The organism is Vibrio salinus (genome assembly GCF_021272385.1).
GTDB lineage: Bacteria > Pseudomonadota > Gammaproteobacteria > Enterobacterales > Vibrionaceae > Vibrio > Vibrio salinus.
Genome location: NZ_JAJSDZ010000005.1, coordinates 1,153,713 through 1,179,555 on the forward strand (window position 1 = coordinate 1,153,713; position 25,843 = coordinate 1,179,555).

A 25,843-nucleotide genomic window follows, 5' to 3' on the forward strand; every position below is an offset into this window, starting at 1 on the left:
TTTTAGAGAATAACCTCTTTACAGATCATCAATGTAACCCAAACTACGCAGGGCTCTTTCATCGTCTGCCCATCCTGATTTCACTTTAACCCAGGTTTCCAGATACACTTTCCGGCCAAACAATTCTTCCATATCCAGACGAGCTTCACGGCCAATTGTTTTTATCTTCTCACCCTTCTTGCCAATGACCATTTTCTTCTGCCCTTCCCGTTCCACCAGAATAAGGGCATTTATATGGAAACCATCGTTTTCCGGGTTGTAATCAAACCGTTCAATTTCAACAGTCACTGAATAAGGTAGCTCTTCTCCGGTAAAACGCATCAGCTTTTCACGAACAATTTCCGATGCCATAAAACGCTGAGAGCGGTCTGTCACGTATTCTTCCGGGAAATGGTGCACCGCTTTAGGCAAATGTTCTCTGACCAGTTTATGGATAACATCAATATTCTTGCCCTGCTTAGCTGAAACCGGCACCACATCCACAAAATCCATTTTCTTTGACATATCCTGCATGTGAAGCATGACTTCGTTTCGATCTTTGACGTTATCCACTTTATTAACGCACAATACGACCGGGAAATTGGATTTTTGCAGCTTATTCAACACCATTTCATCGTCTTTGGTCCAGTGTGTCCCGTCAACCAAAAACAATACAAGATTCACATCACTTAAAGAGCTGTTCGCAGCACGGTTCATCAACCGGTTAATCGCCCGTTTTTCTTCAATATGCAATCCGGGAGTATCAACATAAATGGCCTGATAAGCCCCCTCAGTATCAACCCCCATTATACGGTGACGGGTCGTCTGAGGTTTGCGCGAAGTAATCGATATTTTTTGTCCCAGCAATTTATTCAGCAGCGTTGATTTACCAACATTTGGTCTGCCGACAATGGCAATAAATCCACAATGTTGCTCTTCCGGTGAACTCTCTTTTTTCTGCTCTGAGGCAAAAAATGCATCGATATCAAATTCTTTATCAGTATCAGTCATTCGCTAGCTGCTCTAATGCTTGCTCTGCAGCCGCCTGTTCTGCCTTGCGGCGGCTAGTGCCTTTTCCAATGACAGGCTTTCCGATGCCTGAAACTTCACATGAAACGGTAAACTCCTGGTTATGCGCTTCACCTTTAATATTAGCAACAGAATAAACAGGAAGTGGTTTTCTTCTTCCCTGTAAAAACTCCTGCAACCGGGTTTTTGGGTCTTTTTGCGAAATACCTGGCTGAATCGAATCCAGACGGGTTTTATACCAGCCAAGAATGATTCCCCGTACCGATTCAATATCGCTATCGAGATAAATCGCACCGATGATGGCTTCTACGGCATCAGCCAATATGGAATCTCTTCTGAAACCACCACTTTTCAGCTCACCTGGACCTAATTTTAAGTAATCTCCAAGACCGAATTCCCGGCCTAATTCAGCAAGAGTATTTCCTCTTACTAACGTTGCTCTCATTCGGCTCATATCACCTTCATTCACTTTAGGAAAACGGTGATACAAGTCGTCAGCAATGACAAAACTTAAAATTGAATCGCCCAGAAACTCAAGACGTTCGTTATGCTGACTGTTGGCACTGCGATGCGTCAGTGCCAAATCAAGAAGCTCAGAATGAGTAAATTCATACTCAATTCTTTTTTCTAATTTTTTTATGTTAGAGTTCATTATTTCTTATTGTCTTCATGCCCTTTAAGGGCTCATTATTTGATACTACCGATGCGGTTAAATCTTACACCTGTCGGAATCCATGAAGGAAGAATACTATGCTCATCACGATCAAATTCAAAACTGATCCAAATGGCCACAGCCTTACCCACTAAATTTTCTTTTGGTACAAATCCCCAGTACCGGCTATCTGCACTGTTATCGCGATTATCCCCCATCACAAAGTAATGGCCTTCCGGAACGATCCACTCATTCACTCCCGGTCTCGGCTGATAAGCCGAAACACGATCACGACGGGCCGGATCAATTAAGATATTATGCTTAACTTTGCCAAGCTGCTCGTCTAACTGAATCAGTGGAATCCCATTGAGGTTAAAACGGCTTTCTTTTACATCGGATAAAGCAACCAACTTACAGGTACTTTCCCCTTTAGGCTGAATGCATACCCGCTTTTTACTGCTGTAGCGAATCGTATCACCAGGTAAGCCGACCACCCGCTTGATATAATCAATACTTGGATTTGGCGGATAACGGAATACAACAATATCCCCACGCTTTGGATCACCCACATTGACGATCTGCTTATGCATAACCGGATCTTTTAATCCATAGGCGTATTTTTCCACCAGAATGAAATCACCAACAAGTAAGGTTGGCATCATTGATCCTGACGGAATCTGAAACGGTTCATAAATAAACGAACGCACAATCAAAACAATCGCAATCACAGGGAAAATAGACACACTGTTTTCCACCATCCAGGATTGTCGCATGATTTTCTCTTTCGTTGCTGAATCCAGACCATTTGTCTGAGCTTCAATTTCGGCTAATTTTTGTTTTTTCTTCTTAGACCAAACCCATTTTTCTAATGCCCAAATGACTCCGGTCACCAAAGTAATAATCACCAGAATCAGTGAAAATGTATTCGCCATTGACTTCCCTTACCTAAAAACACGAAAGTGAAAGAGCGGAAACCCTTTCACTTAATAATATTATTCCCAAACCAATTTCTGGCGTGAATTAATCTTTACCAACATGCAAAATCGCAAGAAACGCTTCCTGAGGCAATTCAACATTACCAATCTGTTTCATTCGTTTCTTACCTTCTTTCTGTTTCTTCAGCAATTTTTTCTTACGGCTTACGTCACCACCGTAACATTTCGCCAATACGTTTTTACGCAGCTGTTTGACGGTAGAACGGGCAATGATATGGTTACCAATCGCTGCCTGAATTGCAATATCAAACATCTGACGAGGAATGAATTCCTTCATCTTCTCAACCAACTGGCGGCCACGGGTCTGAGCCTGCTCCGTATGCGTTATAATCGCCAGAGCATCAACCCTGTCACCATTCAGCAATACATCAACCCGTACCATATTGGAAGCTTCAAAGCGCTGGAATCCATAATCCAGAGAGGCATAACCTCTAGAGGTCGATTTCAAACGGTCAAAGAAATCCAGAACCACTTCAGCCATCGGTACATCATAAGTCAGAGCAACCTGATTTCCATGATAAACCATATCAACCTGTGTCCCACGTTTTTCAACGCACAACGTAATCACATTCCCCAGATAGTCCTGTGGAACCAGAATATTACAACGGGCAATGGGCTCTCTGATTTCAGTAATATCATTAACAGCCGGTAATTTAGCCGGACTGTCCACATAAATTATATCGCCACTCGTTTTTTCAACTTCATACACTACGGTAGGCGCCGTAGTAATGAGATCCAGATTGTATTCGCGTTCTAAGCGCTCCTGAATAATCTCCATATGCAGCATACCAAGGAAGCCACAACGGAAACCAAAACCAAGTGCAGCCGACGTTTCCGGCTCATAAAACAGAGAAGCATCATTCAGGCTCAATTTACCTAATGCATCCCGGAAGTTTTCATAATCATCCGACGACACCGGGAACAACCCGGCATAAACCTGAGGTTTAACTTTTTTAAAGCCAGGTAAGGCTGTTTCACAGCCATTTTTTGCCAGTGTTAGCGTATCACCAACCGGTGCACCCAGAATATCTTTGATACCACAAACAACCCAGCCGACTTCACCCGTTTCCAAAATCTCCGTATCGACCTGCTTAGGCGTAAAGATCCCGATACGATCAATGCCCCATATTTGTCCGGTACTCATGACCTTAATTTTGTCATTTTTCTTCAGGCACCCATTTTTAATACGGACAAGCGAAACCACACCCAAATAGTTATCAAACCAGGAATCAATGATTAGTGCCTGAGGCGCCGCTTCAGGATCTCCTTCAGGGGCCGGAACCGCTTCGACGATTTTTTCGAGAACGTCTTCAACGCCCACACCGGTCTTAGCTGAACAACGGATTGCATCAATCGCATCGATACCGACAATATCTTCAATTTCCTCAGCGACCCGTTCCGGTTCCGCTGCCGGTAGATCAATCTTGTTAAGAATCGGAACCACTTCCAGATCCATATCAATCGCAGTATAACAGTTCGCCAGAGTCTGAGCTTCAACGCCTTGCCCGGCATCCACAACCAATAAAGCCCCTTCACAGGCGGCTAAAGAGCGGGAAACTTCATAAGAGAAATCGACATGCCCTGGGGTATCGATGAAGTTTAACTGATAGGTTTCTCCATCTTTTGCCGTGTAATTAAGCGTCACACTCTGTGCTTTAATGGTAATACCGCGCTCACGTTCCAGATCCATAGAATCCAGAACCTGATCGGCCATTTCACGGTCAGTTAATCCGCCGCAAACCTGAATAAGGCGGTCAGAAAGTGTCGACTTGCCATGGTCGATGTGGGCGATAATAGAAAAGTTACGAATGTGCTTCATAATCGGGAATGACTAAACTCTTAAATTTAAAATGAAAAAATATCTCAGTTCCTTCTTCAATCAAAAGAAACCGGAGAATTTCTATTAAGTTGGGCGATTCTACCCAATTTCGCCCAGCTTCGCATCATAAATTCAATATCCCACCGTTAGTGGGTTATTCAGACTGAATGACCGGATCTCCCAGAACCCGCACTAATACCACTTCCTTGCCGGACCGTGCTTCAAGAATTTTTGAAAAACGTTTTGCCAGTGTGATACCAAGCCAGGCACAAAGGATAGAGAAGATGATAACAACCAGTTCGTTGTTACTAAAATACTGCAGGGAAACGGACTGACCGAATAGCGCTCCGATAATAAGCATGACTAACGGTAACAGATAAACCAACGCTGCAGACTGCAGAAGGCTTTTTTCCGGAAAACCAATTTCAACAATCTGGCCTTTTCTGACTACCTGTGTGGTATTCAGAGTCCAGCGTAATATTTTATTTCCAAACGCTTTTGATACAACACCGGTTCCACAACTTCCGGAAGAAGAACAATGGCTACAACTCGATTGCCGCTGACAATTAAGCTCAACATTATACCCATTTGATGTCGCTGAAACAGAAGCAACCGTCGCGAGTGCAGTCATCATTGTTGTATCTCCTTACTTTTATCGAAGACAATGGATTCAAGGATCTTTTTCGCCGTGTCTGGCGGTATATCGCCGATCACCGAAACCTCTTTATCCCCTTGTGTCATCGTTTGTAATGTACGTCTTCCCTGCCGTACCAGTTGATTTTTTAACGACGAGTTCTCTCCCGTCGACACATACACTGAAAAATTAAATAATCCGTCAGAATACATCTGACTCTCAACCAGACGTTTTGTCACTGCCATACGGTAACGATTCAGTTCCAGAGCCTTAAACCCTTCCGGTACCCATTTCACTGACCAATAGGTTTTACTGATGGTGCTTTCCGGTATCGACAAAACATCAGGGAGCTGAACTTTCTCCAGCCCCGACATTAATTTGGCCAGTTTATCACTGATAGAAAACGAAATTGTTCTGTATTGCTCCAGAACTTCGCCATCCCGGTCAACCAAATCAGCCCTCAATGGAAGGAAATTTCGTTCACCAACCCACAAGATGTAGGAATACCTCATACCATCTTTGGGAACAATCCGGATTACCTTACATGGCACGCCGGCTTCCCGTCCACGGCCAATTTTAACAAAATCATAGTAATGACTGAGCGCTTTAATATCGCTGTTTATCAGCGGAATAAGAGGAGCAACCATTTTCCCCGAATCAACAGAAAACGGCTCCGTACCCGGTTCGATATAACTGACTTCATTTCCTCTGCGAATGACTTCTTTTACCGGACCGCTGAGATAAAGAAGGTGAGCAAACACTTTATCGTTCTCTATAGCATGACGATATAGTAAAGGCTCAAAACCATGTTTCCGAACCTGGATATAAGACAATTCGTAGTTTAAATTTTGGCTGGCCTGATTCATTTGAAGCAACACAGCCTCTGCTGACTTATCGTCAGCAAAGGCTGCATTCACATTCAAACTGAGCAGTGCCAACACACCGACCAGAAATTTCTTCATTCAACTACCGACTTCTTACTGGTTAGATTTGTGTTGTTGCTCACTGTTGAGTTTCAACTGAAGCTCATAATCCTGTAGCAACGCATTCACTTCTTTCCGTTGTTCCTGAATTCTGGAACGTTGAGAGTGCTGATTTACAGAATCACGGGTTAAACTAACCGGTTCTGCAGATCCCGCCAGAGGAATGGTTTGTAAAACCGGAAGTTTCCCTGCCGGATTAGCTGTATTATCACTACCCGTATACTGCTGAACACCCAAAACCACAGCAAAAGAAACACAGGCCGCAATGGCAATCTGGCCAAACTGAGATAACCAGCGAGGTAGTTGACGTTTCGCGGTTTGTGGTTGAGGTTGTTCTTCCAGTGGTACAACATTATCAAGCTGACCATAAGTTGGCTCGGACTCTAAAGCAGCGGCCACCTTACCAGCAATATTCCAATCTTCTGAGGATAAGCTGTCTGAAACATCTCCGCGAATAACATCACCAATTAAATGGTAATTTCGCCATGTATCCTGCATTGCCGAATCATCAGTCAACTCCTGCAATAATGCCTTATCGACTAATTCTCCATCCATAAGTGCTGAAATATTTTCTTTCCCAGCCATTCTTTCCACCATATATTAAACTCTCATTTGCCTAGAGTAGTGAACTGATTCGTTGCTCTACTGCTTCTCGAGCTCTAAAAATACGTGAGCGAACCGTACCAACAGGACACTCCATTACTGCCGCGATCTCTTCATAGCTTAGTCCGTCTAATTCACGAAGAGTCATTGCTGTTTTTAAATCTTCAGGTAATGCATCAATCGCGTCAAAAACTGCACGCTTCAGTTCCTTTGACAACGTAATGTTCTCAGGGTTCGAAATTTCTTTTAAAACATTACCACTTTCATAATATTCAGCGTCTTCAGCATCCACATCATTGACCGGAGGTCTTCGACTCTGAGCCACAATGTGGTTTTTGGCAGTGTTAACCGCAATTCTATAAAGCCAAGTATAGAAAGCACTTTCACCTCTGAATGTTGGTATAGCTCTATACGCTTTTATAAATGCTTCTTGAGCGACATCAGCCACATCACCAGAATTGCTCACATACCTGGAAATAAGATTACATACTTTATTTTGATACCTTAGAACCAATAAGTTAAATGCTTGCTTATCTCCATTCTGAACTCGCTCAATCAATACTTGGTCGGTTAACTGCTCGTTCATTCGAGCGAATACTCCTATGTTTACGCCCTTACCTTCTCAGATATGGGCATTAATACTGCAAAATGTAGTATTGACACCACCGCTTACATGAGCACTATACTATGACCCATATGTGAACAGTAAGTTCCGTGACGCCAACACTTTTTTCTGTTTTTTTCGGAAATCGATAAGATATAAGCCTCATAAATAAGCTGATATACCTATCTTGGCGGAAAATAAACTAATTACAATAGCATTTAAATGACGTATTGCAATTAGAGCGGCATGAACAACTCGGTGCTCTGCACACTACAGATACCATCCATAATGGGCCTAACCTACTCATTATTCATAATATTTAATCGGTAATCTGAACTGAAGAGCACGATAAATAAATGGAAAGAGTTATTCGCTCTTTAAGAAATTTAGGATAGATAAATCTTATGAGTAACAAAGTAGAGCATCAATGTGATGTGTTAATTGTAGGGAGTGGTGCTGCCGGCCTGACCTTAGCATTAAGAGTCGCCCAACATTGTAAAGTCATTGTATTAAGTAAAGGTCCCTGGAGTGAAGGATCTACTTACTATGCTCAAGGCGGAATCGCCGCCGTATTTGATGAAACAGACACGATTGAATCGCATGTGCAGGATACTCTGATTGCCGGTGCCGGAATTTGCGAAGAAGATACCGTCCGCTTTATTGCTGAAAATGCTAAAGAAAGCGTTCAGTGGCTCATTGATGGTGGTGTACCATTCGATCTGGACGAAGAAAATAGTGATAAGGCTCATCCCAAATATCACCTGACACGAGAAGGCGGTCATAGCCATCGCCGGATTCTTCATGCGGCAGATGCAACAGGTAAAGCGGTTCAGCTTTCATTGCAGGACAATGTCATCAATCACCCGAATATTACGGTACTGGAACGGCATACCGCTTTGGACCTGATTACCGAAGATAAAGTCGGTGGTGATAAAAATAAAGTCATTGGAGCTTACGTCTGGAACCGTAACATCGAACATGTTGAAACCATTTCAGCCAAGTTCGTTGTTCTCGCAACTGGTGGCTCCTCTAAAGTCTATCAGTACACTTCCAACCCCGATATTTCTTCCGGTGATGGAATCGCTATGGCGTGGCGTGCCGGTTGCCGGGTAGCTAATCTGGAGTTTAACCAGTTTCACCCAACCTGCCTCTATCATCCGGCCGCAAGAAACTTTCTGTTAACAGAAGCTTTAAGGGGTGAAGGTGCCTATCTGAAACGGCCCGATGGCTCCCGTTTTATGCAAGACTTTGATGAACGAGGCGAACTCGCCCCCCGTGACGTCGTAGCCAGAGCCATTGACTTTGAAATGAAAAGGCTGGGAGCCGACTGTATGTTTCTTGACATCAGCCATAAACCTGCCGACTTTATCGAAAAACACTTCCCAACCATTTTCGCCCGGCTGAAAAAAATCGATATTGATATGACCAAAGAGCCGATCCCGATTGTACCGGCGGCGCACTACACTTGTGGTGGTGTCATGGTGAATAAAAAGGGTCAGGCTGATCTCAGAAACCTGTATGCCATTGGTGAAGTGAGTTATACCGGTTTACATGGCGCTAACCGCATGGCATCAAATTCTCTCCTTGAATGTGTGGTTTATGCCCGGGCAGCCGCAGCGGATATTTTAGAAAATATCGAAAATGCTGAAATCGCTACCAGCTTGCCAACATGGGATGAAAGTCAGGTGTTATGTTCCGATGAAGAAGTCGTCATTCAACATAACTGGCACGAGCTGCGCCTGTGTATGTGGGACTACATGGGTATCGTGAGAACAGACAAACGTCTGGAGCGGGCTTTAAGACGCATTCATCTGTTACAACAGGAAACTCATGAGTATTACAGTAATTTCCGTGTATCCAATAACCTGATTGAACTGCGTAATTTACTGCAGGTAGCAGAACTGATGGTCCGATGTGCGATGCAACGAAAAGAAAGCCGTGGGTTGCATTATACTCTGGATTATCCTGATCAGATCGAATCAAGTGGACCAACTGTCCTTGAACCGTAACTCATTGGTTATTTTACCAACGCAGAGGCATTCTGCCTCTGCTTTTCCCGGACGATTAAATACCGGTAAACCGGCTCATTACAACTGTCCCGCCACAACATTCTTACTCTGCCATCAGATAAAAACAGCATTAAAAACCAATGAGACCAGGTCGTATTCAATTCCTTGATTTCAGTCGTACTCTCATGATCCTGCCAACGGCCCGCTACAGAATAAGTAATATCGCCATAACATTTCTGTTTCAGAAGTGACCGGAAGTGTTGGCATTGAAAGAAATAACCGAATAAAGCAAAGCTGAGAGCAATATCCAGCGAGGAACTTAATACCACATACAAATAGAGCTGGATAAGTACCAGCTCTAAACAAAATGCATGAAATGAAAACCGACAGTAAAACTTAACGGTTTCTATTCTGGTTGTAAGCAACGACTTTATCTACCATAGATGCATGGGCCAAATTTTCACTGCGCCCCTGACTCATAATCCACTTAAAAAGGTCCGGATCATCACAATCAAGCAGAGAGACGAATTCCTGTTGCTCAGCTTCGGTCAGATCATCGAAGCAATCTTCAAAAAACGGCATGATGACAACATCAAGTTCAAGCATTCCCCTGCGGCATCTCCATCTAATTCTTGCTTTTTCTTCAGCGGTATACATTACAAGTTCCTCGTTGTTAAACTCAATTTTTATTCAGTGTATCAAGGGGCTAAACGAACAGCTACAAAATTAACTGTCGTTCTCGATCAAGCTGACAAAAAAGTGATTCCGTTTTACCATAGGGCATTATTCTCTTCATTATGGAAAATCAATTATGGATTGGAAAAACCGTTTTCAGTCATTACCTCTCCACCCACAAGAGGAGACTCAATCTGATTTACAACTCGCCTACCTTGAGTCCTGGGGACTCATCACGGCGACAGGCCCTGACAGCAAATCTTTCTTACAGGGACAGATTACCTGTAATGTCAGCACTCTGACTGAGAAAGACCTTACATTTTCAGCTCATTGTGATGCAAAAGGGAAAGTGTGGTCTGTTTTTCGTCTGTTTCATCACAAAGATGGCTACGCCATGTTGCAACCAAACGTGGTCATGGATGTTGAATTAAGAGAATTAAAGAAATATGCGGTCTTCTCAAAGGTCGAACTGAAAGCATCAGCCGACATTATATTTAGCGTAACAGGCCGTAACGCCAGCGATTATATAAACCAGCTAAGTAAGGATGAAGGAAAAGTCAGAAAGATTTCCGGCGGCACGGCAGTAGAAGTTGCAACAAACCGGTGGGCACTGATTGTTGATAGTACTGATGCTGAAATGATTGTTGATCAGTTCAAAGGGGAGCTGGTTCATGAAAACACCTGGCTCTTAGCTGAAATAAAGGATGGTATTCCGGTACTGAATCAGCAGGAACAAAATACCCATATTCCTCAGGCTCTGAATTTACAAGGGCTTAATGGCATTAGTTTTACTAAAGGCTGTTACACCGGACAGGAAACCGTAGCCAGAGCAAAATACCGGGGAATCAATAAACGCGCGTTATTTACACTAAAGGGAATTTTAGAAAGTTCTGATAACGATGTGGAAATAGAAAGAACCGCGGGAGAAAACTGGCGGACTGCCGGACAACTGATGTCTTTTTGTCGTCTTGCCAATAATCAGGCTATCGGGCAAATCGTATTACCCAATAATCTGGATGACAACACTCAGTTCAGAGTAAAAGGCGGCCACTCAAACTGGGAATTGGTAGCAATACCGTATAGCTTAGATGAAGATGAATAAATGACCCGGTACGGTCTATGACACCAACAAAAATCAGTCAGTACTTAGAGAAAAACCGCATCCGGTTTCGCTGGTTACCTCACCAGACAGAAGCGGTCAGCATTGCCGATGCCGCGCAACAACGCGGTATCAGACCACATCAGATGGTGAAATGCATTCTGTTAAGAGACATGGGGAATAAGCATGCTTTAGCCTGTGTTCCCGGAGATGAATCGGTTGACCCCAAAAAGGTCCGCGAGGCGTTGGGCTGGCGGAGAATGACTTGCGTTTGCAAAAATGACATAAAGCAAATCATCAACTACCAAGCAGGAACGATTACCCCCTTGTTCATTCCGGAACATATTCCTGTCATTTTTGATTCAACGCTCTACGAAGAACCGGAAGTTACCATAAGTTCCGGTCACACCATGGCTGGAATTTTATTATCTATCAAAGACTTAAATAAATTGGTATTACCCAGAATTTATGACATTGTACGCAAAACAGAATTATCTGACTAAAAATTAATCATATTACATACAATCGACACATCCCCATCTTAAAACTGTCATATTCATGCGGCTTAATAAGCCGCGTGATTACAGGCTTTTATGACACAATTTTGTCTGTCTGCTCACACTAATCAGCGATTTATGCGTAGAATTCGCATATGACAGCACAAAAAAACAAACAAGTTAAATTTAATTATATTTTCCCCTGCAAGCTCACAAATTTTACTCATTAACTCGTTATAATTTTTTATGCGTCAGAAACAAAAGGACAATAACAATGAGACTGTTTAAGCATTACTCTCCAGGAATGATAGCTAAACATATAAGTCGTTTATTTAAAGGTAGAATTTATATCTATGGTATTGGCAAATTTGAATTCGATAACGGAAAATTAATACTGCCAGAAAAGGCTGAAGCCAAACATTTTCAAACAGTAAAAGAAATTAACCAGGAAATAATGAAGATGCGGCAACTGGAAGCAGCCTGAAATTAGTATCTGAAAAACAAGAATAGTGAAACAACGAAATAAAACAAAAAAGGCATTACGCCCTAATGCCGTTCACTTAAGGTGAGCGGCATTGTTTTTTTTGGTCGAAAAATCTGATCGCTCAACCAGCTTTTAGTTCCCTTCTACTTTTATCCCGAGTTCAGGTTAACTTACGTTTTCTGAGGGTTACTGTGTCAGTAAGTTGGTAGGCTTGTTCAATCAATTCCATTGGCAATAAATCAGACAACGTTTCTACTTGATTCGGTTGCCAGTGATTAATGATGTTCAGAGCTTGTGAGACGTGCATAAAAAATCCGATAAACAGTGCCTATCGGATTTTTACATACTGGGAGGATCATTCAATTGATCTGCCGATTAAAGTCTTAACTGATCGGCATTAGGCAGATTACTCTGCCCTTTTTTAATTTCTATCAAAAGCGTAAATTACTTAACGAATTCAACACCTTTTTTAATATCTGCTTTCAGAGTATCTAACATACTATCTAAAGCATCTTGTTCAAACTTGCTTAACTGACCAATTTCCAGTGTTTGTTCAATACCATTTTTACCAAGTTTGATTGGCTGAGCAAATAGAGGCGCATGACCAGTGTCACCATCAATATAGGCATATTCAACGATATCAGATTCACCCTGCAATGCTCTTACAAGAGCAAGACCGAAACGAGCGGCTGCCTGTCCCATTGAAAGCGTTGCACTACCGCCACCCGCTTTTGCTTCAACAACTTCAGTACCCGCATTCTGAATACGAACTGTTAATGCAGCAATTTCTTCATCAGTAAATGATACGCCTTTCACCTGAGAAAGAAGAGGTAGAATAGTTACACCTGAGTGTCCGCCGATAACAGGAACAGAGACTTCAGATGGTTCCAGACCTTTTAATTCAGAAACGAATGTTTCAGAACGAATAACGTCAAGAGTTGTTACACCAAACAGACGATTTTTGTCATAAACACCCGCTTTTTTCAAAACTTCAGCCGCAATAGCGACGGTTGTATTTACCGGGTTAGTAATGATGCCAACACAAGCTTTAGGACAAGATACAGCGATTTTTTCCGCCAATCCTTTAATGATACCAGCATTAATATTGAAAAGATCGGCACGATCCATACCTGGCTTACGGGCAACACCAGCTGAAATCATGACAACATCAGCACCTTCCAGAGCTGGAGTAGGATCTTCTCCAGAAAAACCTTTTACAGCAACAGGCGTTGGAATGTGACTTAAGTCTGCAGCAACACCGGGCGTAACAGGAGCGATATCATAAAGAGCAAGATCGCTTCCTGCTGGTAAGTTATTTTTCAAAAGCAAAGCCAGTGCCTGACCGATACCGCCAGCGGCACCAATAACAGCAACTTTCATGTTAATCTCCTTGAGAGTCTTCTTAGATATTTTCGTAGGGTAATTTAATCCGATTAAGTTATCGAAATTGCATACTGATTACAATGAAATCGCTTTGGCTTTGAGACATATCTCATAATCAAATATAAAAATGCAGTATTCTTTGTCAGTTTTTCAATTTTACTTTTCGTTTTTTTATATTTGACAATACCTTATCATCATTAACTCTAATATTAGTACAGCTACTATATGAGTGTGAGAAATACTTTTTTCTATACATTGATAATACATGCATAACTATGCGAAAATATTCACTTATTGTGTATAAATGATCCTGGATCATCGATGAGAAATATTGACAAACAAGATAGTCTGGTAAGAGCGTTCAAAGCATTACTGAAAGAAGAACGATTTGGTTCACAAAGCGATATTGTTGAAGCGCTGAAGAGTGAAGGTTTCGAAAACATCAACCAATCTAAGGTATCAAGGATGTTAACGAAATTTGGCGCAGTAAGAACACGCAATGCCAAAATGGAAATGGTTTACTGCCTTCCGGCAGAACTGGGAGTACCCACAGTCTCCAGCTCTTTAAGAGAACTCGTTCTTGATATTGACTATAACAACGCACTGGTTGTCATCCATACTGGCCCCGGAGCTGCGCAACTTATTGCCCGCCTTTTAGATTCTTTAGGTAAATCAGAAGGTATCCTTGGAGTCGTTGCCGGAGACGATACCATCTTCATCACCCCAACCATAGAAGTCACAACAGAACAATTATTTCACTCCGTTTGTGAGCTTTTCGAGTACGCTGGTTAACAAAAATCACTACATCAACAGGCTTAATTCATGCTTTTTATCTAAAAAACATGACATTTATCACATAATTAACTTTGTTGATGTAGTCTTAAATATAGACATAAGCTATTGATCTAAAATATTTTCTTCCTTTATTTTATTATTTTTCTTTTTCTCATATTCAGAGAATTTAGCTACAATTTTTAACAATATTGCAATTTTCTACGTTTTTTCTGGTATGATGCCGCCGTTTTCACAACAGTTCGTGAAAACTTGCCGTTTCTAAAATAGGAATGCTCAAAAGTATTTTTAACTACTCGCGAGTCTACGACAAATATAAGGAAGGGAAAGACATGGCACTAAGTAAGTTATTAAAAGTAAGTGCAATTGCTGCAACTCTCTGTGGAGTAAATGCAGCTAACGCTCAGGATTTTATTACTATCGGTACAGGCTCTGTTACTGGGGTATATTACCCGACAGGCGGTGCTATTTGTAAATTAGTCAATAAAGAACGCAAAACGCACAATATACGCTGTTCTGTTGAATCAACCGGCGGTTCAATCTATAACGTCAATACGATTCGTTCAGGAGAGCTGGACTTTGGTATCGTTCAGTCTGACTGGCAATATCATGGTTATAACGGAACCAGTGCCTTTGCTGAACAAGGACCTTACAAAAAATTACGAGCAGTCTTCTCTCTTCATACCGAACCATTCAATGTGATTGCCCGGGCAGACTCCGGAATCAAAAATATCAAAGATTTAGCGGGAAAACGGGTCAATATCGGTAACCCCGGCTCTGGGGACCGGGCAACAATGCAGGTCGTAATGAACGCTGAAGGCTGGAATCTTGATAGCTTTAAACTGGCTTCGGAATTGAAAGGTTCAGAACGTTCTCAGGCTTTGTGCGATAATAAAATCGATGCATTCATTTACATGGTTGGGCATCCAAATGGTTCAATCAAAGAAGCAACAACATCATGTGATGCTAAACTTATACCGGTAACCGGGCCTGAAATTGATAAAATCGTTGCTGATAACCCTTATTATACCTATACCAATGTGCCCGCAGGCATGTACCGGGGAACAAGCACTGATGTAAAAAGCTTCGGTGTTGCAGCCACATTGGTGACAACAACAGATGTTTCTGATGATGTTGTTTACAACTTAACAAAAGCAGTATTTGAAAACTTCAACACATTCAAACGTCTGCATCCTGCTTTTGCAAACCTGAAAAAAGAAGACATGGTCAAAGCTGGTCTGTCAATTCCGCTTCATCCAGGCGCAATAAAATACTACAAAGAAGTTGGCTTACTGAAATAACTCCGATAACCAACTTTAAAATAAAGATAAGGAGGCTAAAGCCTCCTTATCTCTTTAAGCACAAAACAAACATTCTCCTTGTGCTGATTTAATTTTCAGTCGTGAAAATTTTTCCCTGATTACTCATAGACCATTTACATGAGGAAAACGTACATGACGCAGGTCAATACTTCCGATCAAGATGTTCAGGATATGGTAGCCCAATCCGATACCGGTGCCAGAAATCCTAAGGGACTGGCTGGCCGTATTCTTTGGGTTGTTCCTGTTTGCTGGTCCCTGTTCCAACTTTGGTATGCATCTCCATTACCATTTATTTTTGATTTCGGTGTTCTTAACGATACCGAAGCAAGATCTATTCATTTAGCGTTTGCCATATTTTTAGCGTTTACCGCCTATCCGGCATTTAAAAATTCGTCACGCGAACATATCCCATTAGCAGACTGGATACTTGCGTTAGCCGGTAGTTTTTCAGCTGCCTATATCTATCTTTTTTACGCCGAACTGGCAGGTCGTTCTGGCGCTCCGACAACGTTAGATATCATTATTTCTGTATCAGGAATGATCTTGTTGCTTGAAGCCACACGCAGAGCTCTGGGGCCACCGCTTATGATTGTCGCCGGCTTATTTCTTCTCTACACATTTGGCGGCCCATACATGCCAGATGTTATTGCACATAAAGGGGCGAGTCTTAACAAAGCCATGTCTCATTTATGGCTGACGACAGAAGGTGTTTTCGGCGTTGCTCTCGGTGTTTCAACCTCTTTTGTCTTTCTGTTTGTATTATTTGGTGCCATGTTGGAACGAGCTGGAGCCGGGGCATACTTCATAAAAGTCGCCTTTTCAATGCTTGGTCACATGAGAGGTGGCCCGGCAAAAGCAGCGGTGGTCGCATCCGGACTTTCAGGATTAGTTTCCGGCTCCTCGATTGCCAACGTAGTCACAACCGGAACATTCACAATACCTCTGATGAAACGGGTGGGATTTCCGGGCACCAAGGCCGGGGCCGTCGAAGTTGCAGCTTCAACAAATGGTCAGCTAACCCCACCGATTATGGGAGCCGCCGCCTTTTTAATGGTTGAATATGTCGGTATTTCCTACGTTGAAGTCATAAAAGCCGCATTACTTCCGGCATTAATTTCGTACATAGCTCTTCTTTATATTGTCCATCTGGAAGCCTGTAAAGCAGGCATGACTGGCCTGCCGAGAAGAAAGAAAACCACGACTCTTTTACACAGTCTGCTTTCATTTGTTGGCACAATCTTAGGCTTATGTGTTTTAAGTGCAGTGGTATACTACGGTGTCGGCTGGACAAAAGACATTTTTGGCACTGCAGCAACACCGGTTGTAACCGTTGCTCTTCTTATTGTTTATCTTTTACTGGTAAAAATCTCCTCAACATACTCGGAGCATAATACAGGAATAGATGATGTTATTGATGAGGTTCCGGAACCGGGGCCAACGGTCAAGTCAGGTATTCATTATCTGTTACCAATTGTTGTGCTGGTATGGTGTCTGACCGTTGAACGTTTTTCTCCGGGTTTGTCCGCATTCTGGGCAACCGTTTTTATGATGTTTATTCTGATTACCCAACGTCCGTTAATTGCTTTTTTCAACAACACCGGTGATCTTTCCAAACAGTTTAAAGCCGGAGTTGTTGACCTGGCAGAAAGCTGGGCGGCTGGTGCTCGCAATATGATTGGTATCGGAGTGGCAACAGCTGCAGCAGGAACCGTAGTCGGAGTCGTAACACTCACAGGTATCGGTTTGGTGATGACCGATTTTGTTGAATTCATCTCTGGTGGCAGTGTCATCATGATGCTGCTCTTCACTGCGGTAATCAGTCTGGTGTTAGGAATGGGGCTGCCAACCACAGCAAACTATATTGTTGTTTCAACATTGATGGCTCCGGTTATTGTTACGCTGGGAGCTCAGCATGGACTGATCATTCCATTAATTGCTGTGCATCTTTTTGTTTTCTATTTTGGTATTCTGGCTGATGATACACCGCCTGTTGGTCTGGCTGCTTTCGCAGCAGCAGCCATTGCCAAATCCGATCCAATACGAACAGGTATTCAAGGCTTTACCTACGATATCCGAACAGCAATATTGCCTTTTATGTTTGTATTTAATACTCAGTTGCTTCTGATCGGTATTGATACCTGGTGGCATCTTGGTCTAACCATTTTCTCTGCTATTACAGCAATGTTACTATTTTCAGCCGCAACCCAGGGATGGTGGTTTGTACGCAATAAATGGTGGGAAACGGTCATATTACTGATTTTAACGTTTAGCTTCTTCCGACCGGGTTTCTGGTGGGATATGATTTATCCGGAGCATGACCTGTATCCTGGAACACAAATATCCAAACAGGTGCGTCAGCTAAAGCCTCATGAATTACTGACGTTGGTTGTTTCTGGCGAAACACTGGATGGGGACTCAGTAACCAAAACCGTCCAGTTGCCATTCGATGACCGGGCAAAAACCCCCGAAGCACGCATTCAGTCAATGGGGTTAATGCTAAGGAAAGAGGAAAACAAAATGATGGTCGATATGGTTGAATTCGGTAGCCCGGCAGAAAAATCAGGCATCGATTTTGACTGGCAAATCGATTCCATCATGGTCAATAACGCCCGTCCGATGAAAGAGTGGGTTTTTGTTCCTGCGATCTTATTAACATTATTACTTGCGTGGAATCAAAGACGTAGACAAAAATCCAAATAATACAGCATCGATCAATATGTCTGGTTTATACCAGACATATAATTGTGTAAGATGAACGAAGAAATAAAGTTCACTTACGCAATGAGACTCCTAAATAAAGGTTACGGTATGTATAAACATATATTGGTTCCTGTGGACTTAAATGAAAAAGGATTTGCCGATAGAGCAGTGCAAATAGCGGTATGGCATGCAAAACACTCAAATGCTGAAATACACTTGCTCAATGTTCTTCCGGGAATACATATGTCGATGGTTTCGACTTATTTTCCTAAAGATGCTGCAGCGAAAATGAAACAGGATGTCAAAGTACAGCTAAAAGCGTTTGCGAAACAACATATCGATGAGGACGTCGTATACAAGACGTACGTAGCAGAAGGAAAGGCTTACTCAACTATTTTGGATTACGCTGAAAAACTTGGCACAGATTTAATTATCATTCCCAGCCACAAACGTTCTAAAATTGATAAAGTGATGCTGGGTTCCGTCGCCAGTAAAGTAGTGGAACACTCACCAATCAATGTTATGGTTATCAAACCACAAGGATAAAGGATATAAATCCAGAACAAGATATAAGGCGTAAAAACGCCTTATATCTGCTTTGAAAAGCTATAAAGGGAAATGACTTACCTGATTATTAACGGATAGTGGCACCTGAATGCAATGATGAAGGCCATCCAAATCAACTTCGACGGTATACAGACAATCCGTATCATTCTCGCAACCTTCAGAAGTTACCGGAGCATCTACCTGAAAAAGTGCACTCGCTTCATTCTTCATGACATCAATCGGTACTGAGTAAATGCGCCCGTCAAACTTTATACGAGCAGAAACTAACCCGGGTTTTAATAAGCTGAAATGCAGATTGACAAGAACTTCACACCCGCCACCATAATGCCATACTTGTTCAGTCGTGATGCTTGTTAGCCGGACATGGGTCTGACACTGCAGATGAGGTTCCCTCCAGATACCAATCTCTGGACGATAAGGGTTATAAGGTAACCGGCCCAATAAACATTGATCATCCTGTCTAGGAGCATCATCACATAACAAATCATCATCTTCTGAGTGCAAAAATAAGATTTCAAACCGGTTACGGCCAACTGTTAAAAAAGGAAGAATGTCTTTCCGATAAACAGACTGCCGCTGATCACAGTCAAAAAGAGCAAAACCGTTCAATCTAACTTCTGCGTAAAAATCAATCCCTTCCAGAACCAAATCTATCGCTGAATAGGATAGGAAAGCCTCATCGACCTCAATATCATGCATAAGATGCCATTCCTGACTGGCAATCACCTCTTCAGATAGCTCCACGGGCAAACACTGACTCAACGAGCCAGGAAAAGAAATATCGTCCTGAGGTATAGAAAGATCAGTAAGTGGTGACAACTGCCAGAGGCCTGACAAAGAATACTTCATTATTATTTTGCTCTAGATCAATTTTTGGCATTATAACAATGATTATTCAGAAAGCCAGCAACAAAAAATCCTCTTAATATAATGAGAATATATTAAGAGGATCGCTACTTTATTATACAGATTAATGAATACTACTCTTCTTCATCCTCATCTGGGTATAACGCATCGTCACCCTCGTAATACGTACCCCATCCATCGTAAATAATGTCATGTTTTTCGGCCAGTGATACTAATTTTTCAACCTGTATATCAATCTGTTCAGCATTCAGTGCAGACTGCATAATGGCATCACAACAAAGCAGCATGTTTCCATCATCATCTTCAACCTCTTCAGCATCCTGGACATCAAAGCCCATCTTAAATGCTTCGATCACCGCTTTTTCCAAACTTACAAAGTCTTCTGCAAAAAGATGATGCTCAATCTCATACAAGGCATCTGGATCGCTACCATCTTCAATCAGCGCCTGAATAATATCTCTTGTTTCTTCTTTTTGAATCTCAATTAACTCATCAACTGACAGATAATCATCTTCATGAGACATAATGTGCTCCAGAGTTCATTTATGCTTAATTATCAAAGGGCGCCACTATGTCATGCTTAAATAAAAAATGCCACTTAAACAAGACATCAGTGACGAGAATCCTATTCAGTTCCACCGACAGTCAATGCTTCCAGTTTTAATGTTGGTTGCCCAACTCCGACGGGTATACTCTGACCGGATTTACCACAGACACCAACCCCTTTGTCAATTTCCAGATCATTACCAACCATAGAAACCTGCTGCATTGCTTCTATCCCGGACCCAATCAAAGTTGCGCCTTTAACCGGATGAGTAATTTTTCCATTTTCGATCAAATAGGCTTCAGAGGCTGAGAACACAAATTTACCAGAAGTAATATCCACCTGCCCGCCACCAAAATTGGGGGCGTAAATTCCTTTTTTAACCGTAGAGATAATTTCTTCCGGGGTATGTTCTCCCGGCAACATATATGTATTTGTCATCCGGGGCATGGGCAAATGTGCGTAGGACTCTCTTCTCCCGTTACCAGTCGGCTCAACGTCCATTAATCTGGCGTTTAACTTATCCTGCATGTAACCTTTAAGAACGCCATTTTCGACCAGTACATTATATTGTCCCTTGACACCTTCATCATCAATATTAATAGAACCACGTAAACTTTTCAGAGTACCGTCATCAACAATAGTACAGATGTCAGAAGTCACTTTCTCGCCGACCTTACCTGAAAAAACTGATGAACCTTTCCGATTAAAATCACCTTCCAGCCCATGACCAACCGCTTCATGCAACAACACACCGGGCCATCCGGCACCTAAAACCACAGGCATAGTTCCGGCCGGCGCGGCTACCGCTTCTAAATTAACTAATGCCTGCCTGATGGCTTCATCCGCATATTGATGTGCAATACTTTTACCGTCTTTTACCGTAAGAAAGTAAGAATAATCGAAACGACCACCACCACCGGCACTGCCCCGCTCTCTTCTTTCCGCTTTTTGGGCTAACACACTAATAGAAAGCCTCACCAATGGGCGGCTATCTCCGGCATAAGTTCCATCAATAGCAGCAACTAAAACCTGCTCATGAACCCCGGATAAACTAATACTCACTTCTTTAATTAATGGTTCTTTGGTTCTGATGTATGCATCCAGCTCTTTCAGTAAATCCGCTTTTTGTTTTTTTTCCCAGCTTTTTAAAGGATCCACCCAATCATAATGACCTCGCTCTATAAAACGAGTTGGCGTTTTTACGATTGCCTGCCCTCCAGGATGTGCAATACCCCGGGCTGCTTTCGCGCTCTGCTGAAGAGCATTAAGATCTAATTGATCCGAATAAGCGAAACCGGTTTTTTCTCCGGATACAGCTCTTACACCAACACCTTTATCGATATTGAATGAACCATCTTTAATAATACTATCTTCAAGAACAATAGACTCATGCCAACTGGACTGAAAGTAAATATCGGCATAATCAATCTGTCTGGATGTCATAGAGACAAGCGTATCCTGAACATGTTGAGCTGTTAATCCTGTTGGAGCTAAAAGTACCTGTTCTATACTATCAATGGTCATATATTGCTTTTGCCTTAATTATATTGCCAAATCCCCTTATGCCTTAAATCAGCATAGCAGTTCTGACCTGATTCAAATGATTTTATCTGTTACTACACTCTACCATACATAATAGCTGTCATATCTTGTGAAGAGGCAACTATCAACTTAAAAGGCGTATTTTATTGCACGCAGGACATTACTTTTCCTGCTCTTTTTCATCCGAAAACATACCGGGAAGTTTATACTCCCCTTTGGTTCGTGAAATCTCTTTCACTTCAGGGGAATCTATCGGCCCTTTGACCTGATAATTTACTTCTGTAAATACTTCAATTACGGGCGATATAACAGTAGCAACGGCCAGAACATAAAGAGCGGTAGGAGGTGATACTGCAAATGCGCTCAGCACAGGTAACCCGGATGTTACATCCGGAATAAATTTCACCTCAGCATCAATAGTTCGTTTATCAAGGTCAACTAATCCCTTCAAATCCATATCCCCGGCAACGGTATCCATTGTCAGATTATTGGTAACGAAAGTTCCTTGTGAAATATCTCCGTCACCTTTTATAGAGTCAAATGCCAGACCATCATCGAATATATCACTAAAATCTAATTTCATTTTACGAATAATTGAGTCAAGGCTGAATAATCCCAGTAACTTCGCAGCACCGCTAACATCAGACACACTTCCATGACCAAACTCTGTGCTAATCTTTCCTTTCAGCGTTTTGATCTGCATCGACCATGGAGACCCATGCCAGTCCAATGAACTGGTAATCGAAAATGGCGCTTTCTGTATTCCGGAAGAAATACCAAACCTCTCAAGAATTTCGCTGTTATTCTCGCCTTTAACCTTCATATTAAAGTGAGTATTGCTATGATCTCCTTTAAGGGCCCATGATCCGTTCGCATGAACTTCATTTGTCCCACTGACAATATCCACTTTTTTCCAGAGTAACTGATTTTCTTGTCTCTGAAGATCAATATTTAATTTTCCGACCTTATACCCCTGCAACCAAAAGTCCTTAATGACCAAGGTTAAATTAGGCATTGAACGATAAAACTCTCGTTCAAAAGGGGTAATCTCTGCTCTCTCTGAATCGGAGTTAACGATCAGTGGGTTTTCATTTTTCGACTGCTCAAGAGCCGGAATATACAAATGCATCCTTTCCAGAGAAACGGATAAATCATAGGGTGATAAATAAGAAGCATCACCTTTTGCTTCCTGACTATTTAATTCAAATAACCATCCGGGCTGTTTCTTTTTGCCGGAGAAGACAACATCATGCCATTTCAGTGATGCCAGAGTTAAATTTCTCACATTAAGATGGATTGTTTCAGGAACCGGTATTTCAGGAAATGATGCTTTAACCCTTTTTTTGGTGTGCCCCGAAACGTCTGACGACTCGTTAAAGAATGGAAACCAGTCGTCAAAATTAAATTTGTCCAGGCGAATCGTAGCGTAGTGCCCCGTAAAAGGAGCCACTTTATAACTTCCTTTACCTACAACCAGATTACTGGCAGTAATGACTGGCAAATCAGACGAAATATCAATCATGGCCTGATATTTAACATCCGGGACCTCAACTCTGGCATTCACAGAGTCATTATTACCAGACACCTGCAAATTCAGTCCCATCTTCTGCCCGGCAGGCTTAGTTAATGGATATGGATACTGACTGACAATATTACGTAACTTTGCCTGTAAGTCTGCCTGATAACTAAAGCCTTTATCTTTTAGCTGAACATCGATACCCAGTAGCCAGGGCACCCTGCCTTTTAATGGTTCAGTCCATTGCTGGCCAACATATTTGCCCATTGGTTTAACTTTCCAATCCCCAACAGAATCGATATGAACACCGTAGCCGGAACGATTGTTTCTGCCCTGAAAATCTAACGATATAGTTTGGTCCAGTAAACGTGCCGACATTCCATTCGCGTTTACTACATCATTATCAAAATGAATTTTCCCCGTCACATTTTTCATATGCAGGGAAAGAGACGGCATGGAGACATTATTACGACGAAGCGCAGCCCATCCCCAGGCTCTGGGCTCTTTATCCGATGTCAACGGAATCGACAGTTTAAACTGAGAGTCCACATTACCATTAACCCGAATAGCCGTTAACGCAGCTCCAACACTATCAGCCAGTGGTGTGTTCAACATAAACCGTCGAACTTCAGCCCCATCAGCTGCAACTTCTGCATTGATCTTCAGAACACCATCCGAATCCATATGAGCGATACCGCCTTTGATACCAGAAGATCGCACTTTCCCCAGATTCGCTGAATTGGCATCAAAATACAGAGCGTCATTTTCAAATAACAGATCAATATCGAGTTTAGTAAGCGCGGGCCAATGCTCATCATATTTGAACCGGCTGTTTCTCAAAGGCACCCAAGCCTGAAAAACCCCGTCATGGTGTTGATACGGAAACGCTCCAACAGGTCCATACCAAATAAGCTTTGCCGTTTCTGTTTTCCCATCCTGTATGGCTGAAGACAAATAATTCGTCAACTCATGTCCGAGAGCTCTGGTTGGCAGGTACCGCCACGTTTCTCCGGCATGATAAACATCCACTTCGGCATAGAATGACAGAAAAGGGCTTTGCCCGGATGGAAAATCCAGCTTAAACGCACCTGTTGCCTTTAAATCAGGTGTCGTAACACTCACCTGATCAGACCATAAAGACCAGCCATCGTTTTCTTTTTGCCAGACAAAGTTGGTGTAACCTTTATTAATCTTCAATGGCGCCTGAAAAACATCACCATAAGGCAAGGTGTCGTTGTTTAAGCTGGCCTGCATAACCACCTTATCCTGAATTCCGTAAATATCAGCATCAAATTTATGGGTTTCCGGTAATAAAGACCATTGATTTATACTTCCATCCGTTAACTTTGCTGAATACTTATACTGTTCAGCCGAAACATAGCTTATCCGGAAATCACTCAATGAACCCGACGGGGATAACGATAACAACCAGTTATCTTTATCATCATTCATACCCGGAACCAGTTCAGCAAAAGGCAGCAAATCAGCAATTTCTAACTGATTGATATTCAGATTAACCTGATTGTTCTTGTGCCAGTCTAAATCCAGTTGAAGTGCTGGCCATAACCTGTTATCCGTATGAACAACAAAATCACGCCCGGTCGCTCTCAGGCCGTCAGAAGTTGGAAATAATTCAATCAAACCGTGAGTCAGGCTTAACTTATGTGCATTATTCTTTCCCCATTGCAGATAAGAAGGTTTAAGAGAAACAAGTCCTTTTGATGGATGACTATGCTTAAGCGTTAACCAACCATCAAAACTCACCGCACCTTTGGAAATACCTACTTCTTTTCGTAAATAACGGGTTAGCCATGGTCCAACTGCAACTTTGTTGGCACTCACATAAAACTCGCCATTAATGTCTTTAAACGAGTCATTATCCTTAAACTGAGCCTTTACTTCTAAAGAGTTAAAACTGGTCCCGGCAATGCTGACATTACCTTCCGCTCGGTGAGTACGTCCAGAGTTGGCCCATCTCAACGAGTTAATCAATAACGTTCTTTTTTTCCCAAGGAAAGAACGATAATGGACCTTAGATCCTGATATGTTAAAACCATCAAGTTGTCTGAGAAAAATATTATCTAAAACCCTTACAATCTCTTCAGAATCATCGTTTTTCTCATGAGCCTGCTCCTCTTTTTCAAGTTGTGAAAGAAAAGGATAAGCACTGATATCCAAATCTAAATTGTTTATTTCGAGTTTTGAAACAACCAGTTGTCTTTGAAAGAGGGAACGCAATAAATTAAGTTCAAGTGTTACGTTATCGGCATCAAATGATGTTATCTCACCGTTTAGTGATTTAACACTCAGATGATGCAGAGAAATATAAGGATGAGTGTTTCCCCAATACCCGGAGACATCAAAAACGGACACCTCCAGCCCTGTCTGATGACTGACCCACTGTGTAATTTCTTTCTGAAAATAGTTAAGATGAGGCAACGCTATACGTAACGAGGTGATCAGAATTGCGGATAACACCAATAATGTTACCAGACACCATAAAAGCCATCGAACCGAACGGGAAATAATTAGCTGCACACTTTAT

Annotated in this window: 23 protein-coding genes and 1 pseudogene; 8 read left to right on the forward strand and 16 right to left on the reverse strand. The window is 42.1% G+C overall.

Translation table 11 applies throughout. The features are described from left to right. Positions 1-18: 18 nt before the first annotated feature. The 8 genes from era to rpoE form a co-directional block, all read right to left on the reverse strand. Entirely contained in the window at positions 19-990 is a 972-nt protein-coding gene (gene era, locus LRQ06_RS05405) for a GTPase Era (RefSeq protein ID WP_232765403.1), read from the reverse strand. Beyond that, a complete protein-coding gene (rnc, locus tag LRQ06_RS05410) occupies positions 983-1,660 on the reverse strand; it encodes a ribonuclease III (RefSeq protein ID WP_232765404.1) in 678 nt (225 codons plus the stop codon). Before rnc ends, era begins: the two co-directional genes overlap by 8 nt. Before the next feature lie 35 nt (positions 1,661-1,695). Next, positions 1,696-2,592, reverse strand: coding sequence for a signal peptidase I (gene lepB, locus LRQ06_RS05415; RefSeq protein ID WP_232765405.1), 897 nt, complete (start codon positions 2,590-2,592; stop codon positions 1,696-1,698). 88 nt (positions 2,593-2,680) lie between these two features. After that, the gene (gene lepA, locus LRQ06_RS05420) at positions 2,681-4,474 is read right to left on the reverse strand and encodes a translation elongation factor 4 (RefSeq protein ID WP_232765406.1); all 1,794 of its coding nucleotides are present in this window, start codon (positions 4,472-4,474) and stop codon (positions 2,681-2,683) included. Between the two features lie 154 nt (positions 4,475-4,628). Further along, positions 4,629-5,108 carry a SoxR reducing system RseC family protein gene (locus LRQ06_RS05425; protein WP_232765407.1) on the reverse strand — a complete coding sequence of 160 codons (480 nt, stop codon included), beginning with the start codon at positions 5,106-5,108 and terminating at the stop codon, positions 4,629-4,631. Further along, positions 5,105-6,070, reverse strand: a complete 966-nt coding sequence (gene rseB / locus LRQ06_RS05430; protein ID WP_232765408.1) for a sigma-E factor regulatory protein RseB — start codon at positions 6,068-6,070, stop codon at positions 5,105-5,107. The genes LRQ06_RS05425 and rseB overlap by 4 nt, the downstream gene beginning before the upstream one ends. A 15-nt stretch (positions 6,071-6,085) precedes the next feature. After that, positions 6,086-6,676 carry an RseA family anti-sigma factor gene (locus LRQ06_RS05435; RefSeq protein ID WP_232765409.1) on the reverse strand — a complete coding sequence of 197 codons (591 nt, stop codon included), beginning with the start codon at positions 6,674-6,676 and terminating at the stop codon, positions 6,086-6,088. Positions 6,677-6,707: 31 nt separating this feature from the next. Beyond that, positions 6,708-7,280, reverse strand: a complete 573-nt coding sequence (gene rpoE / locus LRQ06_RS05440) for an RNA polymerase sigma factor RpoE (RefSeq protein WP_232765410.1) — start codon at positions 7,278-7,280, stop codon at positions 6,708-6,710. 422 nt (positions 7,281-7,702) lie between these two features. Between rpoE and nadB the strand changes: the two genes are divergently transcribed. Next, complete coding sequence (gene nadB / locus LRQ06_RS05445; RefSeq protein ID WP_232765411.1) at positions 7,703-9,307, forward strand: L-aspartate oxidase; 1,605 nt, start codon at positions 7,703-7,705, stop codon at positions 9,305-9,307. Positions 9,308-9,315: 8 nt separating this feature from the next. On the opposite strand, the gene LRQ06_RS05450 is transcribed toward nadB, so the two are convergent. Both LRQ06_RS05450 and LRQ06_RS05455 read right to left on the reverse strand, forming a co-directional pair. Next, positions 9,316-9,732, reverse strand: coding sequence for a protein YgfX (locus tag LRQ06_RS05450; RefSeq protein ID WP_232765412.1), 417 nt, complete (start codon positions 9,730-9,732; stop codon positions 9,316-9,318). Further along, positions 9,704-9,964: an FAD assembly factor SdhE gene (locus tag LRQ06_RS05455; protein ID WP_232765413.1), complete on the reverse strand. Its 261-nt coding sequence runs from the start codon at positions 9,962-9,964 to the stop codon at positions 9,704-9,706. Before LRQ06_RS05455 ends, LRQ06_RS05450 begins: the two co-directional genes overlap by 29 nt. A gap of 154 nt (positions 9,965-10,118) precedes the next feature. On the opposite strand from LRQ06_RS05455, the gene ygfZ reads away from it, so the two are divergent. The 3 genes from ygfZ to LRQ06_RS05470 all read left to right on the forward strand — a co-directional run bounded on the left by ygfZ (position 10,119) and on the right by LRQ06_RS05470 (position 12,062). Continuing rightward, a complete protein-coding gene (gene ygfZ / locus LRQ06_RS05460; protein WP_232765414.1) occupies positions 10,119-11,084 on the forward strand; it encodes a tRNA-modifying protein YgfZ in 966 nt (321 codons plus the stop codon). A gap of 17 nt (positions 11,085-11,101) precedes the next feature. Beyond that, a complete protein-coding gene (locus tag LRQ06_RS05465; RefSeq protein ID WP_232765415.1) occupies positions 11,102-11,584 on the forward strand; it encodes an aminoacyl-tRNA deacylase in 483 nt (160 codons plus the stop codon). A 268-nt stretch (positions 11,585-11,852) separates the two neighbouring features. Then, on the forward strand, positions 11,853-12,062 hold the full coding sequence (locus tag LRQ06_RS05470) for a DUF1107 domain-containing protein (protein ID WP_232765416.1): 210 nt from the start codon (positions 11,853-11,855) through the stop codon (positions 12,060-12,062). Between the two features lie 163 nt (positions 12,063-12,225). Here the strand turns inward: LRQ06_RS05470 and LRQ06_RS05475 are convergent. Further along, a pseudogene (locus LRQ06_RS05475) lies at positions 12,226-12,369 on the reverse strand (transposase domain-containing protein); the annotation flags it as partial. A 137-nt stretch (positions 12,370-12,506) separates the two neighbouring features. Continuing rightward, the gene (gene mdh, locus LRQ06_RS05480; protein ID WP_232765417.1) at positions 12,507-13,442 is read right to left on the reverse strand and encodes a malate dehydrogenase; all 936 of its coding nucleotides are present in this window, start codon (positions 13,440-13,442) and stop codon (positions 12,507-12,509) included. Positions 13,443-13,766: 324 nt separating this feature from the next. On the opposite strand from mdh, the gene argR reads away from it, so the two are divergent. From argR to LRQ06_RS05500, 4 genes are all read left to right on the forward strand, one after another. After that, positions 13,767-14,237, forward strand: coding sequence for a transcriptional regulator ArgR (gene argR, locus LRQ06_RS05485; RefSeq protein WP_232765418.1), 471 nt, complete (start codon positions 13,767-13,769; stop codon positions 14,235-14,237). 332 nt (positions 14,238-14,569) lie between these two features. Continuing rightward, positions 14,570-15,538, forward strand: a complete 969-nt coding sequence (locus LRQ06_RS05490; RefSeq protein WP_232765419.1) for a TAXI family TRAP transporter solute-binding subunit — start codon at positions 14,570-14,572, stop codon at positions 15,536-15,538. A 153-nt stretch (positions 15,539-15,691) separates the two neighbouring features. Beyond that, positions 15,692-18,259, forward strand: a complete 2,568-nt coding sequence (locus LRQ06_RS05495; RefSeq protein WP_232765420.1) for a TRAP transporter permease — start codon at positions 15,692-15,694, stop codon at positions 18,257-18,259. 108 nt (positions 18,260-18,367) lie between these two features. Continuing rightward, a complete protein-coding gene (locus LRQ06_RS05500; RefSeq protein ID WP_232765421.1) occupies positions 18,368-18,805 on the forward strand; it encodes a universal stress protein in 438 nt (145 codons plus the stop codon). A 60-nt stretch (positions 18,806-18,865) separates the two neighbouring features. On the opposite strand, the gene LRQ06_RS05505 is transcribed toward LRQ06_RS05500, so the two are convergent. From LRQ06_RS05505 to LRQ06_RS05520, 4 genes are all read right to left on the reverse strand, one after another. Next, positions 18,866-19,675 (reverse strand): glycosyl hydrolase 2 galactose-binding domain-containing protein, encoded by an 810-nt coding sequence (locus tag LRQ06_RS05505; protein WP_232765422.1) that lies wholly within the window; start codon positions 19,673-19,675, stop codon positions 18,866-18,868. Positions 19,676-19,806: 131 nt separating this feature from the next. Then, positions 19,807-20,217 carry a ribonuclease E inhibitor RraB gene (rraB, locus tag LRQ06_RS05510; RefSeq protein ID WP_232765423.1) on the reverse strand — a complete coding sequence of 137 codons (411 nt, stop codon included), beginning with the start codon at positions 20,215-20,217 and terminating at the stop codon, positions 19,807-19,809. A gap of 101 nt (positions 20,218-20,318) precedes the next feature. Continuing rightward, complete coding sequence (tldD, locus tag LRQ06_RS05515) at positions 20,319-21,764, reverse strand: metalloprotease TldD (protein WP_232765424.1); 1,446 nt, start codon at positions 21,762-21,764, stop codon at positions 20,319-20,321. Between the two features lie 178 nt (positions 21,765-21,942). Next, the gene (locus LRQ06_RS05520) at positions 21,943-25,836 is read right to left on the reverse strand and encodes a YhdP family protein (RefSeq protein WP_232765425.1); all 3,894 of its coding nucleotides are present in this window, start codon (positions 25,834-25,836) and stop codon (positions 21,943-21,945) included. Positions 25,837-25,843: the final 7 nt, after the last annotated feature.